Origin of the sequence: Mesorhizobium sp. LSHC420B00, assembly GCF_000503055.1 — a bacterium.
Lineage (GTDB): Bacteria > Pseudomonadota > Alphaproteobacteria > Rhizobiales > Rhizobiaceae > Mesorhizobium.
This window is the reverse complement of record NZ_AYVY01000005.1, coordinates 152,340-174,881: the sequence shown is the minus strand read 5'-3', so window position 1 is coordinate 174,881 and position 22,542 is coordinate 152,340. Positions and strand designations below refer to the sequence as shown.

Annotated in this window: 22 protein-coding genes and 1 pseudogene; 17 read left to right on the top strand and 6 right to left on the bottom strand. The window is 61.7% G+C overall.

The features are described from left to right. Nucleotides 1-164: 164 nt before the first annotated feature. Both X760_RS51205 and X760_RS51200 read left to right on the top strand, forming a co-directional pair. A pseudogene (locus X760_RS51205) lies at nt 165-591 on the top strand (ATP-binding cassette domain-containing protein); the annotation flags it as partial. 532 nt (nt 592-1,123) lie between these two features. Beyond that, nucleotides 1,124-1,828 carry an rRNA adenine N-6-methyltransferase family protein gene (locus X760_RS51200; protein ID WP_023718502.1) on the top strand — a complete coding sequence of 235 codons (705 nt, stop codon included), beginning with the start codon at nt 1,124-1,126 and terminating at the stop codon, nt 1,826-1,828. A 160-nt stretch (nt 1,829-1,988) separates the two neighbouring features. On the opposite strand, the gene X760_RS51195 is transcribed toward X760_RS51200, so the two are convergent. Both X760_RS51195 and X760_RS51190 read right to left on the bottom strand, forming a co-directional pair. Then, complete coding sequence (locus X760_RS51195; RefSeq protein ID WP_023718501.1) at nt 1,989-2,606, bottom strand: glutathione S-transferase; 618 nt, start codon at nt 2,604-2,606, stop codon at nt 1,989-1,991. Between the two features lie 95 nt (nt 2,607-2,701). Further along, nucleotides 2,702-3,775, bottom strand: coding sequence for a pyridoxal-phosphate dependent enzyme (locus X760_RS51190; protein ID WP_031193821.1), 1,074 nt, complete (start codon nt 3,773-3,775; stop codon nt 2,702-2,704). Nucleotides 3,776-3,862: 87 nt separating this feature from the next. Between X760_RS51190 and X760_RS51185 the strand changes: the two genes are divergently transcribed. The 15 genes from X760_RS51185 to X760_RS51115 all read left to right on the top strand — a co-directional run bounded on the left by X760_RS51185 (nt 3,863) and on the right by X760_RS51115 (nt 19,093). Next, nucleotides 3,863-4,345, top strand: coding sequence for an Lrp/AsnC family transcriptional regulator (locus X760_RS51185; RefSeq protein ID WP_023718499.1), 483 nt, complete (start codon nt 3,863-3,865; stop codon nt 4,343-4,345). Nucleotides 4,346-4,650: 305 nt separating this feature from the next. After that, nucleotides 4,651-5,313: a TetR/AcrR family transcriptional regulator gene (locus X760_RS51180; protein ID WP_198030474.1), complete on the top strand. Its 663-nt coding sequence runs from the start codon at nt 4,651-4,653 to the stop codon at nt 5,311-5,313. Nucleotides 5,314-5,424: 111 nt separating this feature from the next. Further along, entirely contained in the window at nt 5,425-6,288 is an 864-nt protein-coding gene (locus tag X760_RS51175; protein WP_023718497.1) for a TauD/TfdA family dioxygenase, read from the top strand. 24 nt (nt 6,289-6,312) lie between these two features. Then, the gene (locus X760_RS51170) at nt 6,313-7,260 is read left to right on the top strand and encodes a sugar ABC transporter permease (RefSeq protein ID WP_023718496.1); all 948 of its coding nucleotides are present in this window, start codon (nt 6,313-6,315) and stop codon (nt 7,258-7,260) included. Continuing rightward, the gene (locus X760_RS51165) at nt 7,250-8,086 is read left to right on the top strand and encodes a carbohydrate ABC transporter permease (protein ID WP_023718495.1); all 837 of its coding nucleotides are present in this window, start codon (nt 7,250-7,252) and stop codon (nt 8,084-8,086) included. Before X760_RS51170 ends, X760_RS51165 begins: the two co-directional genes overlap by 11 nt. Nucleotides 8,087-8,114: 28 nt before the next feature. Next, nucleotides 8,115-9,404: an extracellular solute-binding protein gene (locus tag X760_RS51160; RefSeq protein WP_023718494.1), complete on the top strand. Its 1,290-nt coding sequence runs from the start codon at nt 8,115-8,117 to the stop codon at nt 9,402-9,404. 397 nt (nt 9,405-9,801) lie between these two features. Further along, nucleotides 9,802-11,340, top strand: coding sequence for an ABC transporter substrate-binding protein (locus tag X760_RS51155; RefSeq protein ID WP_023718492.1), 1,539 nt, complete (start codon nt 9,802-9,804; stop codon nt 11,338-11,340). A gap of 108 nt (nt 11,341-11,448) precedes the next feature. Beyond that, nucleotides 11,449-12,390 carry an ABC transporter permease gene (locus X760_RS51150; protein WP_023718491.1) on the top strand — a complete coding sequence of 314 codons (942 nt, stop codon included), beginning with the start codon at nt 11,449-11,451 and terminating at the stop codon, nt 12,388-12,390. Then, a complete protein-coding gene (locus X760_RS51145; RefSeq protein ID WP_023718490.1) occupies nt 12,390-13,253 on the top strand; it encodes an ABC transporter permease in 864 nt (287 codons plus the stop codon). The genes X760_RS51150 and X760_RS51145 overlap by 1 nt, the downstream gene beginning before the upstream one ends. After that, nucleotides 13,253-14,476 (top strand): amidohydrolase/deacetylase family metallohydrolase, encoded by a 1,224-nt coding sequence (locus tag X760_RS51140; protein WP_023718489.1) that lies wholly within the window; start codon nt 13,253-13,255, stop codon nt 14,474-14,476. Before X760_RS51145 ends, X760_RS51140 begins: the two co-directional genes overlap by 1 nt. 8 nt (nt 14,477-14,484) lie before the next feature. Next, nucleotides 14,485-15,492 (top strand): ABC transporter ATP-binding protein, encoded by a 1,008-nt coding sequence (locus X760_RS51135; protein ID WP_198030475.1) that lies wholly within the window; start codon nt 14,485-14,487, stop codon nt 15,490-15,492. Beyond that, complete coding sequence (locus X760_RS51130; protein ID WP_023718487.1) at nt 15,489-16,481, top strand: ABC transporter ATP-binding protein; 993 nt, start codon at nt 15,489-15,491, stop codon at nt 16,479-16,481. The genes X760_RS51135 and X760_RS51130 overlap by 4 nt, the downstream gene beginning before the upstream one ends. 13 nt (nt 16,482-16,494) lie before the next feature. Then, nucleotides 16,495-16,986 (top strand): RidA family protein, encoded by a 492-nt coding sequence (locus X760_RS51125; protein WP_023718486.1) that lies wholly within the window; start codon nt 16,495-16,497, stop codon nt 16,984-16,986. Nucleotides 16,987-17,014: 28 nt separating this feature from the next. Next, nucleotides 17,015-18,214, top strand: coding sequence for an aminotransferase class V-fold PLP-dependent enzyme (locus tag X760_RS51120; protein ID WP_023718485.1), 1,200 nt, complete (start codon nt 17,015-17,017; stop codon nt 18,212-18,214). A gap of 57 nt (nt 18,215-18,271) precedes the next feature. Continuing rightward, on the top strand, nt 18,272-19,093 hold the full coding sequence (locus X760_RS51115) for an IclR family transcriptional regulator (RefSeq protein ID WP_023718484.1): 822 nt from the start codon (nt 18,272-18,274) through the stop codon (nt 19,091-19,093). Nucleotides 19,094-19,362: 269 nt separating this feature from the next. On the opposite strand, the gene X760_RS51110 is transcribed toward X760_RS51115, so the two are convergent. The 4 genes from X760_RS51110 to X760_RS51095 form a co-directional block, all read right to left on the bottom strand. Next, nucleotides 19,363-20,373, bottom strand: a complete 1,011-nt coding sequence (locus X760_RS51110; RefSeq protein ID WP_023718483.1) for a hypothetical protein — start codon at nt 20,371-20,373, stop codon at nt 19,363-19,365. A gap of 4 nt (nt 20,374-20,377) precedes the next feature. Further along, nucleotides 20,378-20,944: a hypothetical protein gene (locus X760_RS51105; RefSeq protein WP_156948052.1), complete on the bottom strand. Its 567-nt coding sequence runs from the start codon at nt 20,942-20,944 to the stop codon at nt 20,378-20,380. Between the two features lie 464 nt (nt 20,945-21,408). Further along, a complete protein-coding gene (locus tag X760_RS51100; protein ID WP_023718481.1) occupies nt 21,409-21,741 on the bottom strand; it encodes a hypothetical protein in 333 nt (110 codons plus the stop codon). 140 nt (nt 21,742-21,881) lie between these two features. After that, the gene (locus X760_RS51095) at nt 21,882-22,376 is read right to left on the bottom strand and encodes a hypothetical protein (RefSeq protein WP_031193811.1); all 495 of its coding nucleotides are present in this window, start codon (nt 22,374-22,376) and stop codon (nt 21,882-21,884) included. Between the last annotated feature and the right edge of the window lie 166 nt (nt 22,377-22,542).

The window sequence follows — 22,542 nt, the reverse complement described above, 5'->3', positions numbered from 1 at the left end:
TACCCTAGGGGCGGGTTTGCCTACTGTCCTCGTCTGTTTGGTAAACTGCGTTTAACTTAGGGTGTACAAGGGCGGTTAAGTCTCCGGGTTAAGGTCCGGCAACAGGCTCCGAACCGCCAATCACCTTGCCGCGCAGTAGTACGGCTTGGTTGTGGGATCGGGGGATCGGCGAACGCATGCACATGGTCGAGATGAGCGAAACTTACCTGGATCGTCAGCCGGCCGAACTGTCGGGGGGGTCAGAAGCAGCGCGTTTGCATCGCCCGGGCGTTGGCCGCCGATCCGGAACTCATCATCTGCGACGAAATCACGTCCGCGCTCGACCAGATTGTGCAAGAGGAAATCCTCAAGCTCTTAATGCGGCTTCAGCGCGAACTCGGCATGAGCTGCATTTTCATCACCCATGACATTGCCACCGTGCGGGCGATCGCCGACGAAATTGGGGTGCACCAAGGTAAAGTCGTTGAGCGGGCATTAAAGAGCGAAATTCTCACGCCGCCGCACGGCCCCTATACCGAGCGGCTTTTATCCTCCGTGCCGGAAATGGATCCGAACTGGCTCACAAGGCTGCTGGCCAGCCGGAGGATGTGATCGTCGGGCGGAGCGTTGCGTGTCTTCCATATCGCCACGCCTTACAGCCTCGCGGTCGGCCTTCGGAACAATGCCAGAAATTTTGATGGTTCTCGCCCACGAAAAAGCCATCACGGCAGCAGGGACGAACTTGCGCTTTTGCGCATATTGATCTCTATCAGCAGCGATACCCAGCGCGCTCCTGCATCGGCTCGACGGCCGCAACCACCAGCTCAATGACGACTTGGCCGAGGTTGCCGCCGGTGTCCGCGCTTTGCTATAAAATCCCCCTATGTCACGAGAATGAGTATCAATCCGCCGCGCGAGTTGATGTCCTGGCGTCGTTCCGGGCACCCGTGCGCCAAATTCGGTCAGACGCCAGGCGCCGAAACGGGCGGGTCCACAGGCAAAGAGGGCAGGGCACTCGGCAAAGCTGCGCTCTATGGCAAACGGATAGCGGGCATTGCCCTTCAATGCGGGGATAGCGCCCCTTTGCCGTCGTTCGGTTTTCTGAGAGCATGATTGAGTACGTGCGATCCGGAGCCGATATTCCATGCCGACAAGAATCGATGCTAGTGAAGCGCGCCGGTGGTTTGCCGAAGATCTGCGTGTCTCATCACCTGTCTTGCACAACCCTGCGGTCATCGAGGCCTTCGCAAAGGTTCCGCGCGAACACTACCTTGGCAACGGGCCTTGGCGTATCCATTCGAGATTGCAAATCGGGGCGGTCCATACCAGCCCTTCAGCCGCACTTCATGAGATTTACCACGACGTTCTGGTCTTGCTTGACGAAAAACGCGGACTGAACAGCGGCTTGCCGTCGCTTTGGGCATTGGTTTTCGACCATCTGAACATCACTCCCGGCCAGACTGTCCTTCAGGTGGGCGCCGGTGTCGGCTATTTCACCGCCATCCTCGCTGAACTAACGGGTTCTGAAGGACGCGTGATTGCATATGAGATCGACGAAGAACTGGCTCGGCGTGCGCAAAGCAATCTTGCTCATTGTGCCCATGTAGAAGTGATATCAGGTGATGCAACGCAGGCAGTTGATCTGCCAAACCTCGATGTCGTGGTCGCTTTTGCCGGCGTGACGCACGTGCCGGAACGGTGGCTTTCAAATTTGTCCGACGCTGGCCGGATGGCACTGCCGTTCACAGGTGAGGACCGACGAGGTTTCATGATGCTTCTGGAAAGGGTCGGCGATACGTTTCCCGTACGGTCACTTGTGCCATGCGGGTTTCCCCTGCAGCGGAGCTAGGCGCAGTGACGAAGAAAAGGCCTTGATGGCCGCCCTCAAGGCTGCCCGAGGCAAGGTCACCCGTCTCGCGCAATATCATCCAGGCCGACCAGCAAATGGCCTCGAGAACGCTTGGCTGGTGACCGACACATACTGGATTTCGAAAGCCTAGCGATCGATATCAATCACGCGTGTCGCCGTCGTAGGGTGTGGCACGCATTGAAGGGCGTTCCACGAAGGATCTATACCATCGTGTCAGTCGTGGCCTTCCCTGCAAGAAGTCGGGCAGTCCCCGGAATTCCAGCCAGCTTAGACAAGTGGCGAGCGCGATGTGGCCGACATGGAGCGGTGCGTCGAATTCGACCTCGCGTTCCACGAAGTTATAGGATTCGATGAGCTTCATCGTCATGCCTGCGCCCAAGGCAGGATAACGCAGATGTTCAGGGCGGCGCTCGTTTTCCCAGCGGATGGAAATGCCTGCGTCGCACATGCCGCCGGCGAGCGCCTGGAGGCGCAAGGCGGACCATTTTGCTCGCCCTGTTTCGGGGATGAGCCGAGGACTGCTTTCGAGATTGTCGAGATAGCTGCAGATTACGCTCGAATCGAAGATCGCATAGCCGTCGTCGAGAACGAGAGCGGGCACCTTGCCAAGCGGATTGATCGCAAACACATCATCGTTGCGATTGATGGGGCTCGTCTCGTGATGAATGACGCGCAGACGTCCGGCAAGCCCGGCCTCGTGGGCAAAGACCAGAACCTTGCGCGCGTAGGGGGAGTGGGTCTGGTAGATGAGCTTCATGGACCCGTTCTGCGTTGAGTCTGAAGCGTGGGCATCTCGAGCAGTCCGCGGCCCAGCCGCTCTTTTGTTCAATGGTCCGGGGTTTGGCGCCATCGTCATGCGTCCTTCTCCAGTTCGGCCTCGGTCACGATGATCAGCACCCGGCTCGATTCGTCGAGCGCAAGCTCCCGCGACGGGCCGGAAGTCGCGACGGCGGTGGCGAGGCCGGCGAGGCCGGCCGCACCCGACGGGGTTGTGCCTGGACCGTTTGCCTCGCGAAGTCGGCTCTTCGCGTCGGCAAGCGCCGCTTCGGACACGGTTATGACCCGAGCGTTGCCTTGGCGGAGTACGTCGAGCGCCGATGCGGCTGCTTCGCCACAGGCGAGCATGTCTGCCGACGTCTTGAGATCGCCGGATATCCGCACGGACCGTGCTTGCGACAGCCCGGCCGCGACGCAGGCTGCGGCCTCTGGTTCTACTACGACGATCATGGCTGGAGGCATCAACCAGTCCTTCAGCCCAGTCGTCAGGGCGGCGGCAAGTCCGCCGACACCGGCCTGCACGAAGAGGTGGGTTGGCCTCAGATGGCCGATCTCGTTGACCTGGCGACGAATTTCCGCAGCAAGCACGCCATAGCCAGCGACGACATCTGCTACAGCTAGGTCGTCCGGGTCGCTAGAGGTGTCGGCCACCAGAATGCCTTCTCCGGCCCGGGCCGCCGCGGAGGCCCGATCGACGGCATCGTCGTAGGTGCCGTCGACCCACACGATTTCGGCGCCTTGTGATTCGATACGCCTGACCCGCGCCGCAGGAACGCCCGTGTGGAGGTATATTTTTGCCGTCCCACCGGCAAACTTCGCCGCCGCGGCAACGGCAAGTCCGTGATTGCCGGCGCTGGCCGTGATTAACGCCGGCAACGGCGTCCTGGCCCGCTCTGGATCGAGCAATTCGTCGATATCCATCCCGGTAGCCCGGGCCAGAGCACACAGACCAGCATAAGTGCCGCCGAGGGACTTGAAGCTGCCCAGGGCACGGTGTCCCTCGTTCTTGGCAAGCACCTGGGCCACATCCAGGCTCGCAGCGAGGTTTGGCAGGTCGAGCAACGGTGTCGGTGCATAAAATGGCGACAGGCGCTGTAACAGCGCCGCGATCTGATCAGGGTCAAGGCCCGGCTGTGTGTCTATGGCCATGAGGCGAAGTTCTATCCCGGAAACCACGCCGGTTCGCGCCTATTATCGTTGCTCGCCTGCCTGATTTCGTCATACATGCCTGTCCTCATGACGAAAACTGCCGTCCTCGATCGCTTCGACTATGTGCTGCTGTCGCTGGTTCAGCGCGACAACCAGATCCCGGCGCGGCGTCTCGCCGAGCAGGTCGGGCTTTCCCAGAGCGCGGTTCTGCGCCGCCTGCGCCGGCTGCGGAAGGATGGCGTGATCGCAGCAGACATTGCCGTCGTTCGCCCGGGGGCCGTGGGCCTGCCGCTAACCATCCATGTGCTCGTTTCCCTGGAACGGGAGAGCGCTGTCGAGTTGGACGCCTTCATCGGCAAGCTTCGCGGGCGCTCGGAGGTTCGTCAGGCTTGGTATGTCACCGGTGAAACCGATTTCGTGCTCCTCCTGCAATTGCCAGGGATGGAGGCGTACGATGTCTTCACGCGGGAAGTCTTCCACGCCGATTCGAACGTGAAGGCGTTTCGCACCATCGTGACGATGAGAGAAGTGATCGGCGCAGCCGATGCGCAGCCGCTATCCACTGCCTGAGTTTGTGGCGTGGCCCCAGCAAGGTCATTGCCCTTTTGACCCGTAATATCAGTCAAGGGCGCGAACCAGGTTGAAGGTCGATATACGCGTTCCCGTATCTACTCACCCGCCCCACCGCGAATGTCTGCACCTGGCCCAAATTAGTTCCGCCAGTGCGTAGAAAGAGACTCTAGTACGACGGGTACATCGCATGGCAATTTGTGATAGCAACGCTGATCGCGTCTGGTGCCGGTCGGTGGGCGGTTGCGGCTCGTTCCGGCATAGTGATCGTCGCGGCAGCGAGCGGCATGAATTTCGGAAGGCATATGAGAGCCAACATTTCAGGATCTCCCGGTGACGAGGCGCACTCTACGCGGACCAGAATCAAAGAGGTCGCGGCCGAGTTCTATGTCCTACGCGGCCACGATGGTTTCAGCTTCGGCGATATAGCGACGGCAATCGGCACGACGCGCGCCAACATCCATCATCACTTCGGCAACAAGCGTCAGCTGATGGAGGAATTGATCGCAGACTTCGCCGCCAACGCCGAGGCCCGCATCAAGCGCTTCTGGACGACCCCCGATATCCGGTTCTTCGACCGTCTCGATATGCAGCTCGAGGATCTGCGCCGTTTCTACGAACGTTTCAATGCTGAGAAGGGAGCCCGCAATATGTGGAGCCCGCTTTCGCGCCTTCGCCACGACCTCCCGGTTCTCGGCGAACCAGCGGAACGTGCCCTGGAGCGCGTCAACCGGGTCTATGATCAGAGCCTGCGTCATGCGGTAGACCAGGCGGTGAAGGACGGAGAGCTTTCCTCCCACACACTCAGCGACGAGCTCGTGCACATGCTGCGCATTACCCTTCTGTCCTGTCCACCAATGACGCAGGACACCGGAAGCTTCGACGAGGTCGCCAGGACCTTCGCAGCGCTCGCCGCGATCATCCGCGCCGCTTGGCATGATGCGGGGAAGGGCTCGGGTCGAGGCTAGACATCCAGTGGATCAAAGCGAGGGTGAGTTGACAGCCTTTGGCTTTCAAGTTACTTACTTGCAGGTAAGTCAGCCCATGATGGCGACGAGGCGCGTATTAGGGAGGATCACGTGCTGCGCGATGACGCATTCACTCGTTTCGAGGTCAGCCCCTTCACTGGAGCGCTCGGTGCAGAAATTCGTGGGATCGATCTGGCGAGCGCGAGCGAGGATGCCTTCCAGGACGTTCGCCGCGCGCTCTACAAGTATCATGCGCTCGCCGTGCGCGATCAGGAGCTTGACGCCGCCGGCGTCCACAAGGTCGCCCGCCGGTTCGGACCATTTAGCGGCAATCCGGTGCACACGCCGATCGACGGCTTTAACGATATCGTGCGCTTCGTGCGCGAGCCGGACGACACGGGCAAGGTGATCGGCGAGGACTGGCACATGGACCTCGCCTGGCTACCGAAGCCGCCGGGCATTACGATCCTCTACGGTGAGGAGGTGCCGCCGGTTGGCGGCGACACCTGCTTCTCCAGCCTCGAGAAGGCATATGACTCGCTTTCGCCGCGGCTGGTCGAGATCCTGCAAGGCCTGACGGGCGTCCATAGCGGCCGCGGGGTCTTCGCCATCAACGCGGCCCACAGCCGGCTCGGCGTCAAGGCCGATGTCGAGGCGATCGAGAATGCCGTCGTCGAGCATCCTGTGATCTGTCGCCACCCCGAGACTGGCCGGCGCTATGTCTTCGTCAGCAGCGTGATGACCAATTTCAAGGGGATGACGGAGGAAGAAAGCAAGCCGATGATCGACTTCCTGATGGCGCGGGCTGTCCGGCCCGAGTTCAACTGCAGGCTGCGTTGGGAACCGAAGACGCTCGGTATGTGGAACAATCCCCATGTCCTGCACACCGCCATCAACGATTATCCCGGATATCGCCGGGTGATGTACAGGACAACGGTGGAGGGCACCGTTCCACTTGCCGCCAGGGACGGCTGACGCGCAACCGCTCAGGGAGGAGCAATGGCATTTGGTTCCGAGGCATCCGTCGGCCACAGGGGGGAGGGGACGGCGGAAGCGGCTGGCGAGACCAAGAGGCGGCGCTTCGCGTTTTCGCCTGCCTACCTCTATGCGACGCCCGTACACCTCCTGGTGCTTGGGATCATCGTGCTCCCCGCCATCTTCGTCCTGTGGCTGAGTTTCGAAGCCTCGTCATTCGGCCAATCGGCAACCTTCGTTGGGTTCGATAACTACATCCGCGTCCTCACCGATCCCTATTTTTGGTGTTCGGTCTGGAACACCGTCCTCGTCGTCGCCGTGGCGGTTCACATCGAACTGCTGCTCGGCCTTGGCCTGGCCCTGCTTTTCGCTTCCGGGCTTCCCCTCCAGCGCGTCATGCTCGTCGTGGTGCTCGCTCCCTACGCCATCAGCGAGGTGACGGCGGTCGCAATGTGGCGCTTCCTGTTCGATCCGGACGTCGGCCCAATCACGCTAATGCTGCGATACACCGGTCTGCCGACGCTCGACTGGACGTTCATCCCTTCCCACGGCCTCGTCCTCGTCGGCCTGCTCACGATCTGGCTGCACCTGCCATTCACATTCATCATCCTCTATGCGGCACGACTCGCGGTTCCGAAGGAGCTCTACGAGGCTGGGCGCACCGACGGGGCCAATGCGTTCCAGCTCTTCCGCAACATCACGCTGCCGCTCCTGGCGCCAGCGATGCTCATCGCGCTGCTCTTCCGCTACATCTTCGCCTTCCGCCTCTTTTCCGAGGTCTGGCTCCTGACCCAGGGCGGCCCGGCACGCACGACCGAGGTCGTTTCCGTTTATCTTTATCAGGAAGGCTTCCGCTACAACTCGTTCGGCACGGCGGCCGCGACGGCGTGGATGATGGTCGTCATCTCGCTGCTGCTTGCGACTGGCTATGTATGGCGGCTGCGCAAGGAATCCCTGGCCAATGCGTTCTAGGCGTCTCGCCATCGGTGCCGGAAAGATGCTCGCTGTTGCGGCAATCGTCGTCTGGTCACTGTTTCCGATCGGCTTCATCGTGCTCTCGTCGTTCAAACCCGGTCGCGAGATTTTCGCGGTTCCACCGGAGCTCTTCTTCGAACCGACCTTGGAGCACTACGCCTCGCTGTGGCAGCGCTGGCCGGCCTTTTTCGACGGGCTCGTCAACAGCCTGATCATCACCACCGGGGCGACGGCGCTTGCCGTCATGGCAAGTATGCTCGCCGGTTTTGCCTACTCACGCTATCGGGGCGTCCGTTTCCTGGAAGGATCGGTGATGTTTCTGATCGGATCGCGGCTGATCCCGCCGATCGTCGTGACGCTGCCACTGTTCCCGGTCGTCAATCGGCTCGGGCTCAACGACACCCATCTGGTGCTGATCCTGCTCTACGCGACGTTCTTTGTCTCGCTCGGCACGCTCTTGATGCGCACGTTCATCGATCAGGTACCGCGCGAACTCGACGAGGCGGCTGTCCTCGATGGCGCGCGGCCGCTGACGATCCTTGTCAAGATCATCTTGCCGCTCGTAGCGCCCGGCATGCTCGCCGTCGCCGTCTTCGTAGTCGTCTTCGCGTGGAACGAGTTTCTGTTCGCCTATATCTTCACCGCCAACCACGCCAAGACCGCGCCTCTGGTCCTTTCGGAGATGATCAGTTCGATCGACGGCGTCGACTGGGGCGTGCTCTTTGCGGCCTCTACCGTCCAATTGCTGCCGGTTCTCGTCTTCGTGGTCCTGATGAACCGGTTTCTGGTCGCCGGATTGACCGCCGGCGCGACCAAGGGGTGACGACGTCACCGAGAAAGGGAGGAAGACAATGCCTTTGCACATGACACGCAGAGCCCTGCTGACGACCGCGATGGCCGCCGGCGCGACGGGCGCATTGGGTCGGTTGGCCCATGCCCAGGTAAAGACGCTGAACGTGCTTTGCCATCGCGTCCACCAAGCCAACCTGACGACCGGCGCCGCCGGCAATGTCATCAAGCCCTGGGAGGACAAGAACAACGCCCAGATCTCCTGGACTACGCTTGACAGCAATCCGCTCCAGGACCGGTTATTCCGGGAGGCGAGCCTGAGCGAGACCGATTTCAACGTCGGCTATGTCATCGACAACCGCATGACGTCGCAGATCGCCTCGCTGTTCGAGCCGCTCGACGACCTCAAGAAAGCCGAGCCGATCGACGATTTCGACGATATCGCCGAGGGCCTGCGCCAATCGATGACCGTCGGCGGCAAGCTCGTCGGCATCCCCGTGCGCCATGCCACGCAGGGGCTTTTCTACAACGAGGAGCTGCTTCAGGAGGCCGGCATTTCGGCGCCACCGAACACATTGGAGGAGCTGGTCGAGCAGGCGAAGAAGCTGACCTTCACCTCCAAGTCTGGTACGCCGGCCGTCGGCATGATCCTTGCGAGCGACCTCGCCGTCTTCCCGGTCATGTTCGCCCGCGCGTTCGGCGGTGATTTCATCGACAAGCAGTTCAAGGTGGTTCCCGATCCGGAGGCGATGGAAAAGGGCCTGTCCGTGCTCGCCGACCTCTTCAAGGCCGGGGCGCTTCCCCGCAGCTACGCCACAACGCGCAACGACGACATGGCGACGTGGATGCAGCAGGGACGCGCTGCCTTCGCGGTGCTGCCTTTCGCCCGCTACGCGCAGCTCAACAGCAAGGAACAGTCGACTGCGCCGGGAAAGATCAAGCCGATCGAGTTTCCCGGCTCCAAGACCCTCGGCACCGGTCAGGAAATGCACCCAGTCGTCGAATCCTGGGCAATGGCCATTCCCGCCAATTCGGCGGACAAGAGGCTCTCCTGGAGCTACATCCGCTTCGTAGCGAGCAAGGCCGCCACACTCGACATGGCGCGCAACGGCAATGGCCCCGTCCGCGCTTCGACCTATGCCGAGCCGTCGTTCGCCGGGGCGCTGCCACAGGCGACGGTCGAGGCAGCCGCCCTTGCCAAGGCGCGACCGGCCTTTCCGGCTTTTCCCGAAGCCGCTCGCGCTCAGTCGACGTTTCTCGAGGAGGTTCAGCTCGCCGTCCTCGGTCGCAAGAGCCCGAAGGAAGCGGTCGCCGCCATTGTCGATCGCGTCAAGCCGCTAATGCCAGCTTGATCGTATGGACTGACGTGGCCATGTCGCCTGCTACTTGCCAGGCGACCAACCGGCGAGGATCAGCGCGGTCGTAAAGTCGTCGTCGGGTGAGGCGGTGTTCCATGGACCTGAGTTCGATCGCGCGAGCTCAGGACTGCTTAGCAGTGCGCTGGCGGCAGACAGCAGGTTCAGCGCGCCGCCACCGATATCCCACCACGCGGCCTAGGCGCCTGGGCGATCGCGTGATGCAGGCCTTACGGCGAGGCCACGCCTTGGCGCACGAGGATCATCAGCGACTCCAGCCGCGCGACGTCCTCTGGGCGAAAAAAGCTTGACGACATCATATTCGGATGCGTTTACTTCGTCCGTAACTAGGATATAAATTCCATTACTATGGAGCAGAGCGAAGGGAACCAAGATGAAGCGTTTCTTGCAAATCGTCGCTTCACTCGCCGCGCTTATGCTGCCGGCGACAGGCGCTGCCTGGGCCGAGCCCGCTAGAGGTGGAGTGATTGATGTGGCGACCATTGGGGAGCCGCCGACACTGGATCCGATGGCCTCGACCGCCGATCTGGTTGGCATTGTCACGCAGCACATCTACGAGACGCTCTATACCTTCGACAAGGACTGGGGCATCACGCCGCTGTTGGCCGCCGAAATGCCACAGATTTCACCGGATGGCCGTACCTACACCATCGCGCTCAGAACCGGCGTTAAGTTCCACGACGGCAGCGATATGAATTCGGCCGACGTGGTCGCTTCGCTGCAGCGTTGGATGAAGATTGCCACGCGCGGCAAGCAGGCAGCCGAAGTCATCGCCACGGTCGACGCCGTTGACGACCACACCGTCAAGCTCACCCTGAAAAAGCCGTTCGCGCCACTTCTGTCGCTGCTCTCACTCAACAATGCGGCCGCAATCATCATCCCGTCCGAAAACGTGGGACAGGAGCCGCTGACCAGCTTCGTCGGTACCGGCCCCTATATGTTGAAGGAACGCAAGCCGGACCAGTACATCCAGCTTGCCCGGTTCGACGGCTACAAGTCGCGCGACGGCGAACCCAACGGCTATGGTGGCGCCAGAAAACAGTATCTCGACGAAATCCGTTTCGTGCCGGTTCCCGATGCGAACACGCGCGTCGAAGGCGCTGTCTCCGGCCAGTTCGCCTATGTTGACTCGCTGCCGGTCGAGTCCTTTGACAAGATCTCGGGTGGCAAGACCCAGCCGGTCATCTTGAAGCCGTTCGGTTGGCCGGTATTCGTCCTCAATACCAAGCAGGGGCTGAATTCCGACATTCGCATCCGCAAGGCGATACAAGCAGCGCTGGCGCCGAACGACATGCTGCTCGCCGCATTCGGATCGAAGGAGTTCTTCGCAGCCGACGGCGACATGTATCCCGAAGGCTTTGCCTGGCACACGGACGCCGGCACCGAGCCCTACAAGCCCGATGGCGACACTGAGGCGGCTGCGGCGCTGCTGAAGGAAGCCGGCTATGACGGCAAGCCTTTGCGCATCCTCACCAGCCGCCAATACGAGTTCCACTACAAGCTGGCGCAGGTCGCGGCCGAGTATCTGAAAGCCGCCGGCTTCCAGGTCCAGCTCGACGTGGTCGAATGGGCGACGCTGACCAAGAACCGCACCGACCCGGCGCTGTGGGACATCTACATTAGCCACAGTCCGTTCCTGCCCGAGCCGTCGCTGACCGGCATAATGTCGGACTCCTCTCCGGGTTGGTGGGTTTCGGATCGCAAGCACCAGGTGCTTGAGGCGTTCAACGCCGAAGCCGATCCGGCCAAGCGCGTCGCGCTGTTCGCAGATGTCCAGAAGGCGATCTACGACGAGGTTCCAGCGTTCAAGGTCGGCGACTTCAACGCCTTGGCCGCCCAGGCCCCCAAGCTGAAAGCCGTGACGCCGGCGCCATGGCCCTATTTCTGGAACGCTTATCTGGAAGGCAACTGAGACGGTCCTGCTTTCCGCCTCCACTCAACGACAGGCGACCGGGTGCCGGCCGACAAAGCCGGCGCCCAGCAAACCGTTCGATGGTTGCTCAGGGATGCTATAACGCCGATGCTGCACTCAATCCTCAACAGACTTCTCGGCATGATCGTCGTCATGGCGCTGGTCGTCACCATCGTGTTCGTCATCGTACGGGTGACGCCCGGCGATCCGGCGGCAGTTATGCTGGGTCCAGACGCCACCGCCGCCGATATAACCGCGCTGCGGTCCAAGCTCGGGCTCGACGGTTCCATCCTCGAACAGTTCGGGCGCTACGTTCTCGATGTCGTCCAAGGCGACTTCGGCCAGTCGATCTTCCTCGGCGAGCCGGTCACGACCGCGCTCGCCCAACGCGCCGAACCGACGTTTTTTCTCACCGTCTTCTCCCTGGTAATCGCAACGCTCATCGCGCTGCCGGTCGGAATCCTGTCGGCCTATAAGCGCGGCTCTATCTTCGACCAGGCAGCAACCACCATTGCCATGTTCGCAGCCAGCGTGCCGAGCTTCTGGCTCGGCCTTGTGTTCATTCAGTTCTTCGCCGTGAAGCTCGGCTGGTTCGACACATCTGGCTATGGCGGGCCGGGAGCTTCGTTTGCCGACCGGCTTGACCATCTGGTGCTGCCGGCGCTGGCGCTCGGTCTCATAAGCTCGGCACTGATCACCCGCTTCACGCGTGCCTCGATGCTCGACGTGCTCAATGACGACTATGTGCGGACCGCCCGATCCAAAGGCATGAGCGAATGGCGTGTGGTGCTGAAGCATGCCTTCAGAAATGCCTTGATCCCCATCCTCACCGTCATCGGCCTGACCGCGGCACTGCTCATTTCCGGTGCGGTGGTGACCGAGACGGTGTTCGGCCTGCCCGGCGTCGGCAGCTTGGTCGTCTCGGCGGTGTTACGGCGCGACTATCCGGTTATCCAAGGCGCGCTGCTGGTCATTGCCGGGCTGTACGTCCTGGTCAATTTCGCCATCGACATGCTCTATCTGGCTGTCGATCCGAGGGTTCGCTACTGATGGCCGCTATCTCGGTGCCGCTCCAGGCGGAGCCAAATATGCTTTCGCGGCTGATGACGCGGCCGACGGCGGCGGTGGGCATCGCCGTACTGATCGCCATCGTGCTCGCCGCGATCCTCGCGCCGGTCATCGCCCCCTACGCACCGACTAAGCTCTCCATTGCCAGTCGGCTGCATCCGCCGAGCCTCGACCACCTGTTCGGCACCGACGATCTCGGGCGCGATATCTTTACCCGCACGCTCTACGCCGCGCGCACTTCGCTGGCGGTCGGCTTTGCTGTCGTGATCTTCGCCTCGATCATCGGTGTCGTTTTGGGACTGACTTCCGGCTTCTTCAGAAGGCTCGACGCGCCGGTGTCGCGGTTGATCGACGCCATGATGGCTTTTCCCGACATATTGCTCGCAATTGCACTCGTGGCGGCACTTGGCGCCACCGCCGTCAATGTCGTGGTCGCCCTCGGCGTGGTTTATGCGCCGCGGCTCGCACGCGTCGTGCGCGCCTCGACGCTGGTCATTCGCGAACTGCCCTATGTCGAGGCGGCCCGCGCACTCGGCGTGCCGACGCCGATTATCCTGGTGCGGCACGTACTGCGCAACGTCACCTCTCCATTGCTGGTGCAGGCAACCTTCATCTTCGCCAACGCCATCCTGGCCGAGGCCGGTCTGTCCTTCCTCGGCGTTGGCATATCGCCCGACATCCCGACCTGGGGCACAATGATCGCCACCGGCCGTCAATACATGGATCAGGCCGGCTGGATCATGATGTTTCCGGGCGGCGCCATCGTCATCACCGTGCTGTCGCTGCAGCTCGTCGGCGACGGCTTGCGCGATCTTCTCGACCCTCGTCTCGCAAAGGACATCTGATGTTCAGCAATCGCTCTTCCCAAACCGAAAGGCCGCTGTTGATCCGGGGCGCAAAACCAGTCGGCTTCGGCGGCGAGTTTGGCCAGACGATCGACGTGCTGATCGGCAAGGATGGCCGTATCGCCGAAACCGGTTCGACCATTGCCGCCGGCGAGGATGTGACGATGCTTGACGCCAATGGCGCGTTCCTGTCGCCCGGCTGGACCGATCTTCACGTGCATGTCTGGTACGGCGGCACCGACATTTCGCTGCGGCCGCAGCAATGTGGCGCCGCCCGAGGCGTCACCACGATGGTCGATGCCGGCTCAGCCGGCGAAGCCAATTTCCACGGCTTTCGCGAGTTCATTATAGAGCCGGCGCGAGAGAATATATACGCGTTCCTGAACATAGGTTCGATCGGTCTCGTCGCCTGCAACCGTGTCAGCGAGCTGACCGACATGCGCTCGATCGACATCGACCGCACCATTGCAACCGTCGAGGCCAACCGCGACGTCATCGTCGGACTGAAGGTGCGTGCCAGCCACGTCATTACCGGCGGCTGGGACCTGACGCCGGTCCGGCTGGCGAAGAAGCTCAGCCGCATCCTCAAGCTGCCGCTGATGGTGCACGTTGGTGAGCCGCCGCCACTCTATGACGATGTTCTCGGCCTGCTGAGCGAAGGCGACATCGTCACTCATTGCTTCAATGGCAAGGCCGGCGGCTCGATCATCGAGGACGACGATCTTTATCGGCTCGCCGAGGATGCGGCGCAGCGCGGCATTGTGCTTGATGTCGGCCACGGCGGCGCCTCGTTCTCCTTCGATGTCGCCAAGGCGGCGCTCGAGCGCGGTCTGCCGCCGAAGACGATCTCGACCGATCTGCACAACCGCTCGCTCGACGGCGCGGTGTGGGATATGGCAACCACCATGTCGAAGCTGTTGTCGCTCGGCATGGCATTCGACGATGTGGTGACGGCCTCGACGACGGCGCCGCGCCGCGCCATCCGGTTGCCCGCCGACGGACTGCTGGAAAAGGGCAGGCCGGCAGAATTCACTTTGTTCGACCTCGCCGACGCCGAGCTCACCGTGAAGGATTCGCAAGGGGCGACAAGTACGCTGCACCGGCTGTTCGAGCCTCGCCACGCTATCCTCGGTGCCGAGGCGATCATTGCCCACCGCCACCTGCCGCCGGAAGGTTCTGCGGGCAGTGTGCACGTCTGTCCGCATTGCGGGTGGAAATCATGAGCGGCGCGATCGCCAGCGACGTCATCCTGTCGGTTCGGGACTTGCGGACCTGGTTTCAGACCCGCCGTCTTACCGCCAAGGCGGTCGATGGCGTCACCTTCGACCTGAAGCACGGCAAGACTCTGGCCGTGGTCGGAGAATCCGGTTCCGGCAAGTCGGTGACCAGCCTGTCGATCATGGGCCTGCTGTCACGGCCCGGAAGGATCGCCGGCGGCCAGATATTGTTCCGCGATCGGCAGGAGCGTGTCCACGACCTCGCCGGATTTACCCAGAAGGAATTCCGCAAGGTCCGCGGTCGGGAAATCGCGATGATTTTCCAAGAGCCGATGACCAGCCTCAACCCGCTCTTAACGGTCGGCGATCAGATCGGCGAAATGATCGCGCTGCACGAGCCGGTGACCCGGGAGCAAGCGCGCAGCCGTGCGCTCGCCATGCTGAAGCATGTCGAGATTCCGGACGCCGTCTCGCGGCTCGACGACTATCCGCACCAGATGTCCGGCGGCATGCGCCAGCGCGTCATGATCGCCATGGCACTCGCCTGCAGTCCGTCGCTGCTGATCGCCGACGAGCCGACTACGGCCCTCGACGTCACCATCCAGGCGCAGATCCTCGATCTCTTGCGTCGCCTGCAGGTCGAGATGGGCATGTCGATCCTTTTCATCACCCACAATCTCGGTGTCGTCGCCGAGATCGCCCATGATGTCGTCGTCATGTACGGCGGCCGTGTCGTCGAGCAGGCACCGGTCAACCACCTGTTTGCGCACCAGCGCCATCCCTACACGAGAGGGCTGCTGGCCTGCACGCCCAATGCCGCGCGCGACATCGGTGACGACGGCAAGCGCCGGGCGCTCTATTCCATTCCCGGCAGCGTGCCGCCGATCACCGCATTGCCGCCGGGTTGCGCCTTCGAGCCGCGCTGTGACTTCGCCATTGCGCCCTGTCGCGCGGCACCGCCGCCATTGATGCCGGCAGGACTGCACGGCGCTTCCCGTTGCATCAGGAGTGCAGAGCTGTGAGCGCCGGGGTGATACCAAGTCGTGCGGCGACTGCGCCATTGCTCAGCGTGCAGGGTCTGACAAAGCACTTTCCCGCCCGCAATGGCCGCATCGTTCATGCTGTCGAGGATGTCAGCTTCGATGTCGGACGCGGCTCGACGGTCGGGCTGGTCGGCGAGTCCGGCTCCGGCAAGACCACCGCCGGGCGCGCCATCCTCAGGCTGGTGGAGCCGACCAGAGGCAAAGCGCTGTTCGACGGCGTCGATCTGTTTTCGCTGTCCGCACGTGAAATGCGCGGCTATCGGCAAAAGCTGCAGATCGTGTTCCAGGATCCATTCTCCAGCCTCAACCCGCGCATGCGCATCGCCGCCATCATCGGCGAGGCACTCGACGCGCGCGGCTTTCCGCGAGGCAAGCGACGTGCCGACAGGGTCGCCGAACTGCTGACCCTGGTCGGCCTGTCGCCTGATCACGCCACGCGCTACCCGCACGAATTCTCCGGCGGCCAGCGCCAGCGCATCGGCATTGCACGCGCGCTCGCCGTCGAGCCGGAATTCGTCGTCGCCGACGAGCCGGTCTCGGCGCTTGACGTGTCGGTGCAGGCGCAGGTGCTCAACTTGCTCGGTGAGTTGCAAAAGCGGCTCGGCCTGACGCTGCTGTTCATCGCGCATGACCTCTCGGTGGTCGAATACCTTTGCGACGAAGTGGTGGTGATGTATCTCGGCCGCGTCATGGAGCGTGGTCCGAGCCGTCTTCTCTACGCCGCGCCGCGGCACCCATACACCAAGGCATTGCTGGCGACAGCACCCGTGCCCGACCCGACCCGCCGACGCACTCACGTCGCCTTGCGTGGTGACATTCCAAGCCCGATTGACCCGCCTTCCGGCTGCGTCTTCCGCACCCGCTGTCCGAACGCAATTGCTGCCTGCGCCGGGATCATTCCGCCCGTCGACGATATCGGCGGCGGGCATCACGTGGCCTGCATCCGGCACAACCAAAAAACGATCTGATTGGAGTTTGTGTATGACTTTTTCCGAGCTCATGAAGCGACCGGAAAGCACGCCCTACGACCGGCTTTTGGCGCTTGGAATAACGCTGCCCGAGGCGCCGCCGCCGATCGCCAATTTTGTCACACACGTGCAGGAGGGCAAGCTGCTGTTCCTGTCCGGCCAGGGGCCGAGTGAGGCCGACGGCCGGGTCTATACGGGCAAGGTCGGTGCCGACGTGACCGTGGATCAGGCCTATGCCCATGCGCGGCTGACCGGTGTCAACCTCATTGCCGTCATGCACGCAGCGCTCGGCGATCTGTGCCGCGTGCGACGTGTGGTAAAGCTGTTCGGCATGGTAAACGCCACGCCGGATTTCGCCGATCACCCCGCAGTGATCAACGGCTGCTCGGACCTGCTCATTGACGTTTTCGGCGAGCGCGGCACCCATGCCCGCTCTGCGGTCGGTCACGGATCACTGCCGGGAGGGATCAGCGTCGAAATTGAAGCCGTCATCGCCGTTGATTAGTCGCATCGAATAGTCGGAGCACAAGACCATGCCTGTCGAAGATATCCGCAGCCAGTTGGGCCTCAGGCCCGTCATCAACGTCTCAGGCACGATGACCTCGCTCGGCGCCTCCATTGTCGTTCCCACGGCTGTCGAGGCTGTGTCCGGCATTCTCACCGAGTTTGTCGAAATGGCCGATCTGCATCGCAAGGCCAGCGCCGTGATCGCCGAATTGACGGGCGCGGAGGCCGGTTTCATCACCGCCTCCTGTTCCGCGGCAATCAGCCTGGCCGTGGCGGCCAGCATGACGGGCCCGGACCTTGCCGCGATCGAACGGCTGCCGGATACCGCTGGACTGAAAGACGAGATCGTCATCCAGTCCGGCCACATGGTCAGCTACGGCGCACCGATCGAACAGGCGATCCGTCTCGCCGGCGCCAAGGTCGTGCCGGTCGGTCAGGCGACCAGCGCCTCGGCGTATCAGCTCTCAGGCGCTATCACCGAGCGCACTGCTGCAGCAATCTACGTCGTGTCGCACCATGTCGTCGAGTATGGGCAAATCCCGCTGAAGATGTTCGTCGAAACCGCCCGTGCACGCGGGGTCCCGGTCATCGTCGACGCAGCGTCCGAATACGATCTGGCGGGCTTTCTCGCCAGCGGAGCCGATCTGGTGCTGTATTCGGGTCACAAATTCCTGGGCGGCCCGACATCCGGTATCGTCGCAGGCACGAAGGCGCGGGTGCGCGACGTCTACTTGCAGAACCGGGGCATCGGGCGCGGCATGAAGGTCGGCAAGGAAGGCATCGTCGGTGCGCTCGCTGCTCTCCAGGCCTGGAAAACGCGTGACCATGAGGGTATTCGCGCTCGCGAACGCCGAGCGCTCGACTGCTGGGCGCAAGCACTCGAGGGGCGGCCTGGCGTCACCGCCGCTATCGTACCCGACCCGACCAGCAATCCGCTCGATCGCTTGAAGGTGTGGGTGAATGCCGCCGAATCGCGCATTACAGCCTGGGATCTGGCCGACCGGCTGGCAGCTGGCAATCCGCCGGTGGTCGTCCGCGATCATGAAGTCGAGCACGGCTATTTCTTCCTCGATCCATGCAATTTGCATCCCGACGAAGAATTCATTGTGGCGGCACGGCTTGCCGAGGAGCTTGATGGCGCGCGCAAGTCGAATGCGATCATCGCCACACCATGGAACGAGCGTCTCATGGCCCGCGAGGCTGCGATCCTCAACTGGCCGGATTGAGGCTGGCTGTGGTAAATGCCCCGGCTGCCTTACAGTGCCCGCAAAACCGAGAATGCCATGCCCACGATAGCGCCCGACCTGCACCTGAACCCCGCCGAAGACCCGCGGGAACCCCGCCGCTCGCGCACCAGCGGTATCGACCGTGCGCTGCAGATACTCGACTATCTGCAAAAGCAGGGGCGGCCAGCAACTGCATATGAGATTGCGCACGACATCGGCGCCCCCCTGTCGACGATCTACGTCATCGTCGACGATCTGGTCGAAAAGGAACTGCTGGACCGCAAGGACGGCGGCCTGCTCTGGCTGGGTCCGCGGCTCTATCAGTACGGCCTGACCTACGCTCGCACATTGGACCTGCTCAACGTGGCAACGCAGGAGATGCACGAACTGGCTCAGAGTTCGAAAGAGACGATCCAGCTATGCGGCCGTGACGGTGACCATATGGTCGTGCTTGCGATGGAAGAGGGCAAAGATCATTTCCAGGTTACATCTCGCGTCGGGACCCGGACGCCGCTGAACTGGACCGCGTCGGGTCGGCTGCTCGTCGGCCATTTGCCGGAAGCCGAACGCCGCGCCATTTTCGCTCGATCCGCGATCGCATCTCCGACCGGACGCGCCGAGACGGACGAGGATGTGCTCGCTCGGGCGGCCGCCACAGCACTGGAGCAGGGCCTGTCGATCCAGGCTGGTGAATCTGACTTTTCAGTTGCCTGCATTGCGGCTCCCATCCGTGACAACCAAGGAGCCTGCCGTGCCACGATCTCGATCGTCGTCCCGGATGTGAAGCTGAAGCAAAAGAACCCGGATTTGATTACGATGGTCAAGATCAGTGCGCGCCGCATCGAGTCGCGGCTCGGTTGGCGAACCGACCGGCCATAACGAACGCCCGGCGCGAGTTGGCAAAATCACGGGATGGTGCGTTTCTGCACATCCCGCTCACCGAACCAGAAATGATCCCATTGGGCTCAGCAGCCCGTCCAGACGAAAATTTGACGCATTGAACCGACGGGCGCCGAGTCTCCAGCCGTTCCAATCAAGCCTGCGCTCGCATCTTCAAGCTGGCCGATCTGGTGGTTTTCGGTGCCTGACAGGCTTGAGCAGTGAAACGAGAATGTGCTCTCTGGCCTGTTGATCAGACGCTCCCGTCGTCAGGCAACCGAGTACAGCGTCATCGCTGCATCAAAGCCGCGCTGACCTCTCGGGTCGAGGGCTGCCCTGATCCCCAGGGATCCGGGGCCCCGTGCGGTGTGGCCGCGCGCGCCGAGCCTCGCGTCGCCGAAGAGGCCCGAGGCGATGTCGAAGCCCAGAGTGTACATGCCGGGCGGCTCTGCAGTGCGGGCAGCCTTAAAGGCATCCGTCGAGGTCTTCTCCGCGATCTTCGCGCCGACGGTCGCGAGGCCGAGTTGCGCATTCCGGGCGACAATGAAGAACGCTGAATCCTCGCAGCCAACGCGCTCGTCAGCATCAAGGCCATCCATGAAAAGCTGCTTTCCCGGGCCCCATAGCGTGTCTGCTCCGGGCATCGCGACGCCAATATCAAACCCGGTCTTGGCGGGGCCGTCTGGCTCTAGTTCTCGCATCCCGCTCAACAACGCGTCGCGGCTGACCATCATTTTTCCCTTGTCTGCATAAACGCTTTTCAGCCCCTTCGCGCCTTCCGGAAATGGATCGGGCGTCAGCCCTTGCGGGAAACGCCGGGCCGGCGTCTGCTTCGCGGCGAAATCAACCGGCAGGCACGCTGTTTTAGGATCGTTGATCGCCGCGGCGGCGGCTTGCGCGATGATGTCTATATCGACTTGGAAACCACGGAATGCCTCCTGAACCATCTGCAGGGTTGTCGGTGCCGTGAAGGTGAACTTGCCTGGATTGAGCGTAATGAAGTCCATCAGGTTCATCTGGTCTAGCCGGCTGCTGCGCTCCTTCGCGCACTCAACCAGAACATCCTGGGCTTGCCGGACCTGCGCTGCGTTCGGCGGGATCGGTCCATCTGCGATGGAGATTGGAGCTAGGGTGACGAAATAAGGAACGGCATTGGCGTTCGGATCGGTCTGGAATGCGTTCAGCCATTGCTGGAGAAGCCCATACATCTGGCTGGGATCCGTTACGTCCCCCATGATCAGATTGATCGGGCCGCCTTCGTGGTAGACGGTCGTGCGCACGTCTTCATGGAAATGCCTCTGCCATTTTCATCTTGGCGTCGGCAGAAAACAGCCCGTAGGACCCCGACAACTCCATCGAAACGGCTTGGGCCTCCTCGGAACTGGCTGTATCCATCTGCAGGACGGCCAGGAACATCCCGCCGCGTCCTACCCCGTTCACGAACATGTTCCCGTAGCGTGATTGGAAGAGCTCGGGATTGCTCGATATCGCCGCCGCCGAGCCGCTCAGCTTTGGTTCGTCGATGCCGTGAAAGGGCAGCGTTACTTTGGCGGAGATGAGCAGGAACAGGGAACTGCTCTGGATCTTGGAACTTTGGGCGAAGTCAAACCTTCCGGACGCGGAGAAGCACCCGCACCCGCCGCTCGCTTCGACATTGATGCTCAGCGACTTTTCGAGTTCGGCGGTGGTGTGAATACGGCGTATGTCGAATGAAGATATGGACCCCATTGCATCGTCGACGCCGGAAAATGCGCCATCGACGACATGACCCATCGGACTACCCGTCGCAAGATCGACACCTTTTCCATAGTCGTAGCCGGGAGAGTAAGGTACGGTTACTTGAGTAAGCATTTCAATCTCCTGATGGGCCTATTGGCATTACTCTTAAATAAGCCAGTTCAGCAGAGTATAATCTGCATGATTCTATCTGGCCGCCAGAGTGCAGTCTAAGGGGCTAGTTGGCGGCGTCCTCCCCACATTCCTAGCAGGAAGGCTCAAGCGTCGTCGGGAGGCGCTACCCCAAGCCATCTGTCGAGTTCCCGTTTCGGAACCAAAATTACAGGGCCGGGCGCTCCGCCCCGGGAACAGCTCCCAGACGTCTTTGATGTCCATGACCTTCTCTGCAAGGTCTTCAAAGAACGGTCCGACCGGAACCGATCCATGCATGTCAAGAAGCTCGATCGGAACCGGATCGCTCGCCGAGCTTGAGTTCGGAGCAGTTCCTGGCGCGGAGAGGCCACCCTCGCCGGAGGCACCAGACATCCAAGGCGGAGCAGGCGCGATCCTGCTTCGAGTGCGGATCGCGCATGCTAGAGCTAGTCTGATACGGATTGGACGAGGATGGTGATGTCGTAACTGGCATCCGCGCCCTGCACGTTTTTCACGGTTTGGAAATCCATGATCGCGGACAGGTCGATCATCCCTATCTCGTCATCGCCTGAAAGGTCGGTCTCGATAATATTAAGGTAGAATTCACCGGCTGGAACGATCTGTTTGATGTCGAGATTGTAGTCGTTTCCCGGAGTGAAGGATCCAATCGGGAAGCGAACAGGACCCATCACTCCAACAAGGTCGTCAGAACCTGTATAATCGTTCGTCGAATGACATTTGATGCGGCTTATGTTCAGTGAGTAGGGACGCATGGTCATTGCTCCATCAACTTGTTGCGAGACGGAATGCTCACCTGCCCGAGCTTACGAATGGCTTACGGGGTGGTCACGGCCCGCTGCTTTCTGCTCGCTGAGGTGTTGTCGGCGACCGTGGACATCACCCGATGCCTGTCGCGCGGTCAGTCAATCCGGTAAATGACGTAGTAGGCCGAACCCTCAATCGCTGAGCGGGCGATCTTGGCGATTGGACCCATGCCTTGTTCTTCCTTGTCCATGGTGACGGAGCCGAGTGGATCGTTGCCATTAAGAGGGCCGTCTTCATCCCAAAGAGAGAGATTCTGGCTATACTCGAACGGCAGCACGAGGCCAGGTTCGAACGACTGGTCCGCATTGACTTCCCTGGTGGCTCCGGGAGAGGGCCAGACAGCGTCATCGACATTGCCTTCAGTCCCGGTGGTGATGAACAGGTTGTCCGGATCGGCCCGTATGGCGTCGATCGCTCCAAGAACGCTTGGCAGTGACTTGATCCCTTGCAGCAGGCTGCCGGCGAAGTCGTTCTGGATGAATTGCGGCGTCAGGCCCATGATGGCGTCGACTAGCGCCTGGTTGGCCGCGAAGTCGGTTCCGGTGGCGGGCTGGACACAATAGATGGTTTGAACGGTTGCGGTCGGCATGGTTTCCTCCATGAGTTGGAACGATGCCGACAGTGACCGAGCCGCGCTTACGTTTGGCTTACATGCTGAAATGACGCGCACCCGGCCCATCATCTGCTATAAGAGTGCAGCCTGGTGGATCTGGATGCGGCGGTGCACGGCGGCACGATAGCAAAACTTTCAATGC

What these genes read in the sequence shown, in the direction of transcription:
- X760_RS51200 (WP_023718502.1), top strand. Translation starts at nt 1,124, where the DNA reads ATGCCGACAAGAATCGATGCTAGTGAAGCGCGCCGGTGGTTTGCCGAA.
- X760_RS51195 (WP_023718501.1), bottom strand. Translation starts at nt 2,606, where the DNA reads ATGAAGCTCATCTACCAGACCCACTCCCCCTACGCGCGCAAGGTTCTG.
- X760_RS51190 (WP_031193821.1), bottom strand. Translation starts at nt 3,775, where the DNA reads ATGGCCATAGACACACAGCCGGGCCTTGACCCTGATCAGATCGCGGCG.
- X760_RS51185 (WP_023718499.1), top strand. Translation starts at nt 3,863, where the DNA reads ATGACGAAAACTGCCGTCCTCGATCGCTTCGACTATGTGCTGCTGTCG.
- X760_RS51180 (WP_198030474.1), top strand. Translation starts at nt 4,651, where the DNA reads ATGAGAGCCAACATTTCAGGATCTCCCGGTGACGAGGCGCACTCTACG.
- X760_RS51170 (WP_023718496.1), top strand. Translation starts at nt 6,313, where the DNA reads ATGGCATTTGGTTCCGAGGCATCCGTCGGCCACAGGGGGGAGGGGACG.
- X760_RS51165 (WP_023718495.1), top strand. Translation starts at nt 7,250, where the DNA reads ATGCGTTCTAGGCGTCTCGCCATCGGTGCCGGAAAGATGCTCGCTGTT.
- X760_RS51160 (WP_023718494.1), top strand. Translation starts at nt 8,115, where the DNA reads ATGCCTTTGCACATGACACGCAGAGCCCTGCTGACGACCGCGATGGCC.
- X760_RS51155 (WP_023718492.1), top strand. Translation starts at nt 9,802, where the DNA reads ATGAAGCGTTTCTTGCAAATCGTCGCTTCACTCGCCGCGCTTATGCTG.
- X760_RS51150 (WP_023718491.1), top strand. Translation starts at nt 11,449, where the DNA reads ATGCTGCACTCAATCCTCAACAGACTTCTCGGCATGATCGTCGTCATG.
- X760_RS51145 (WP_023718490.1), top strand. Translation starts at nt 12,390, where the DNA reads ATGGCCGCTATCTCGGTGCCGCTCCAGGCGGAGCCAAATATGCTTTCG.
- X760_RS51140 (WP_023718489.1), top strand. Translation starts at nt 13,253, where the DNA reads ATGTTCAGCAATCGCTCTTCCCAAACCGAAAGGCCGCTGTTGATCCGG.
- X760_RS51125 (WP_023718486.1), top strand. Translation starts at nt 16,495, where the DNA reads ATGACTTTTTCCGAGCTCATGAAGCGACCGGAAAGCACGCCCTACGAC.
- X760_RS51120 (WP_023718485.1), top strand. Translation starts at nt 17,015, where the DNA reads ATGCCTGTCGAAGATATCCGCAGCCAGTTGGGCCTCAGGCCCGTCATC.
- X760_RS51115 (WP_023718484.1), top strand. Translation starts at nt 18,272, where the DNA reads ATGCCCACGATAGCGCCCGACCTGCACCTGAACCCCGCCGAAGACCCG.
- X760_RS51105 (WP_156948052.1), bottom strand. Translation starts at nt 20,944, where the DNA reads ATGCTTACTCAAGTAACCGTACCTTACTCTCCCGGCTACGACTATGGA.
- X760_RS51100 (WP_023718481.1), bottom strand. Translation starts at nt 21,741, where the DNA reads ATGACCATGCGTCCCTACTCACTGAACATAAGCCGCATCAAATGTCAT.
- X760_RS51095 (WP_031193811.1), bottom strand. Translation starts at nt 22,376, where the DNA reads ATGCCGACCGCAACCGTTCAAACCATCTATTGTGTCCAGCCCGCCACC.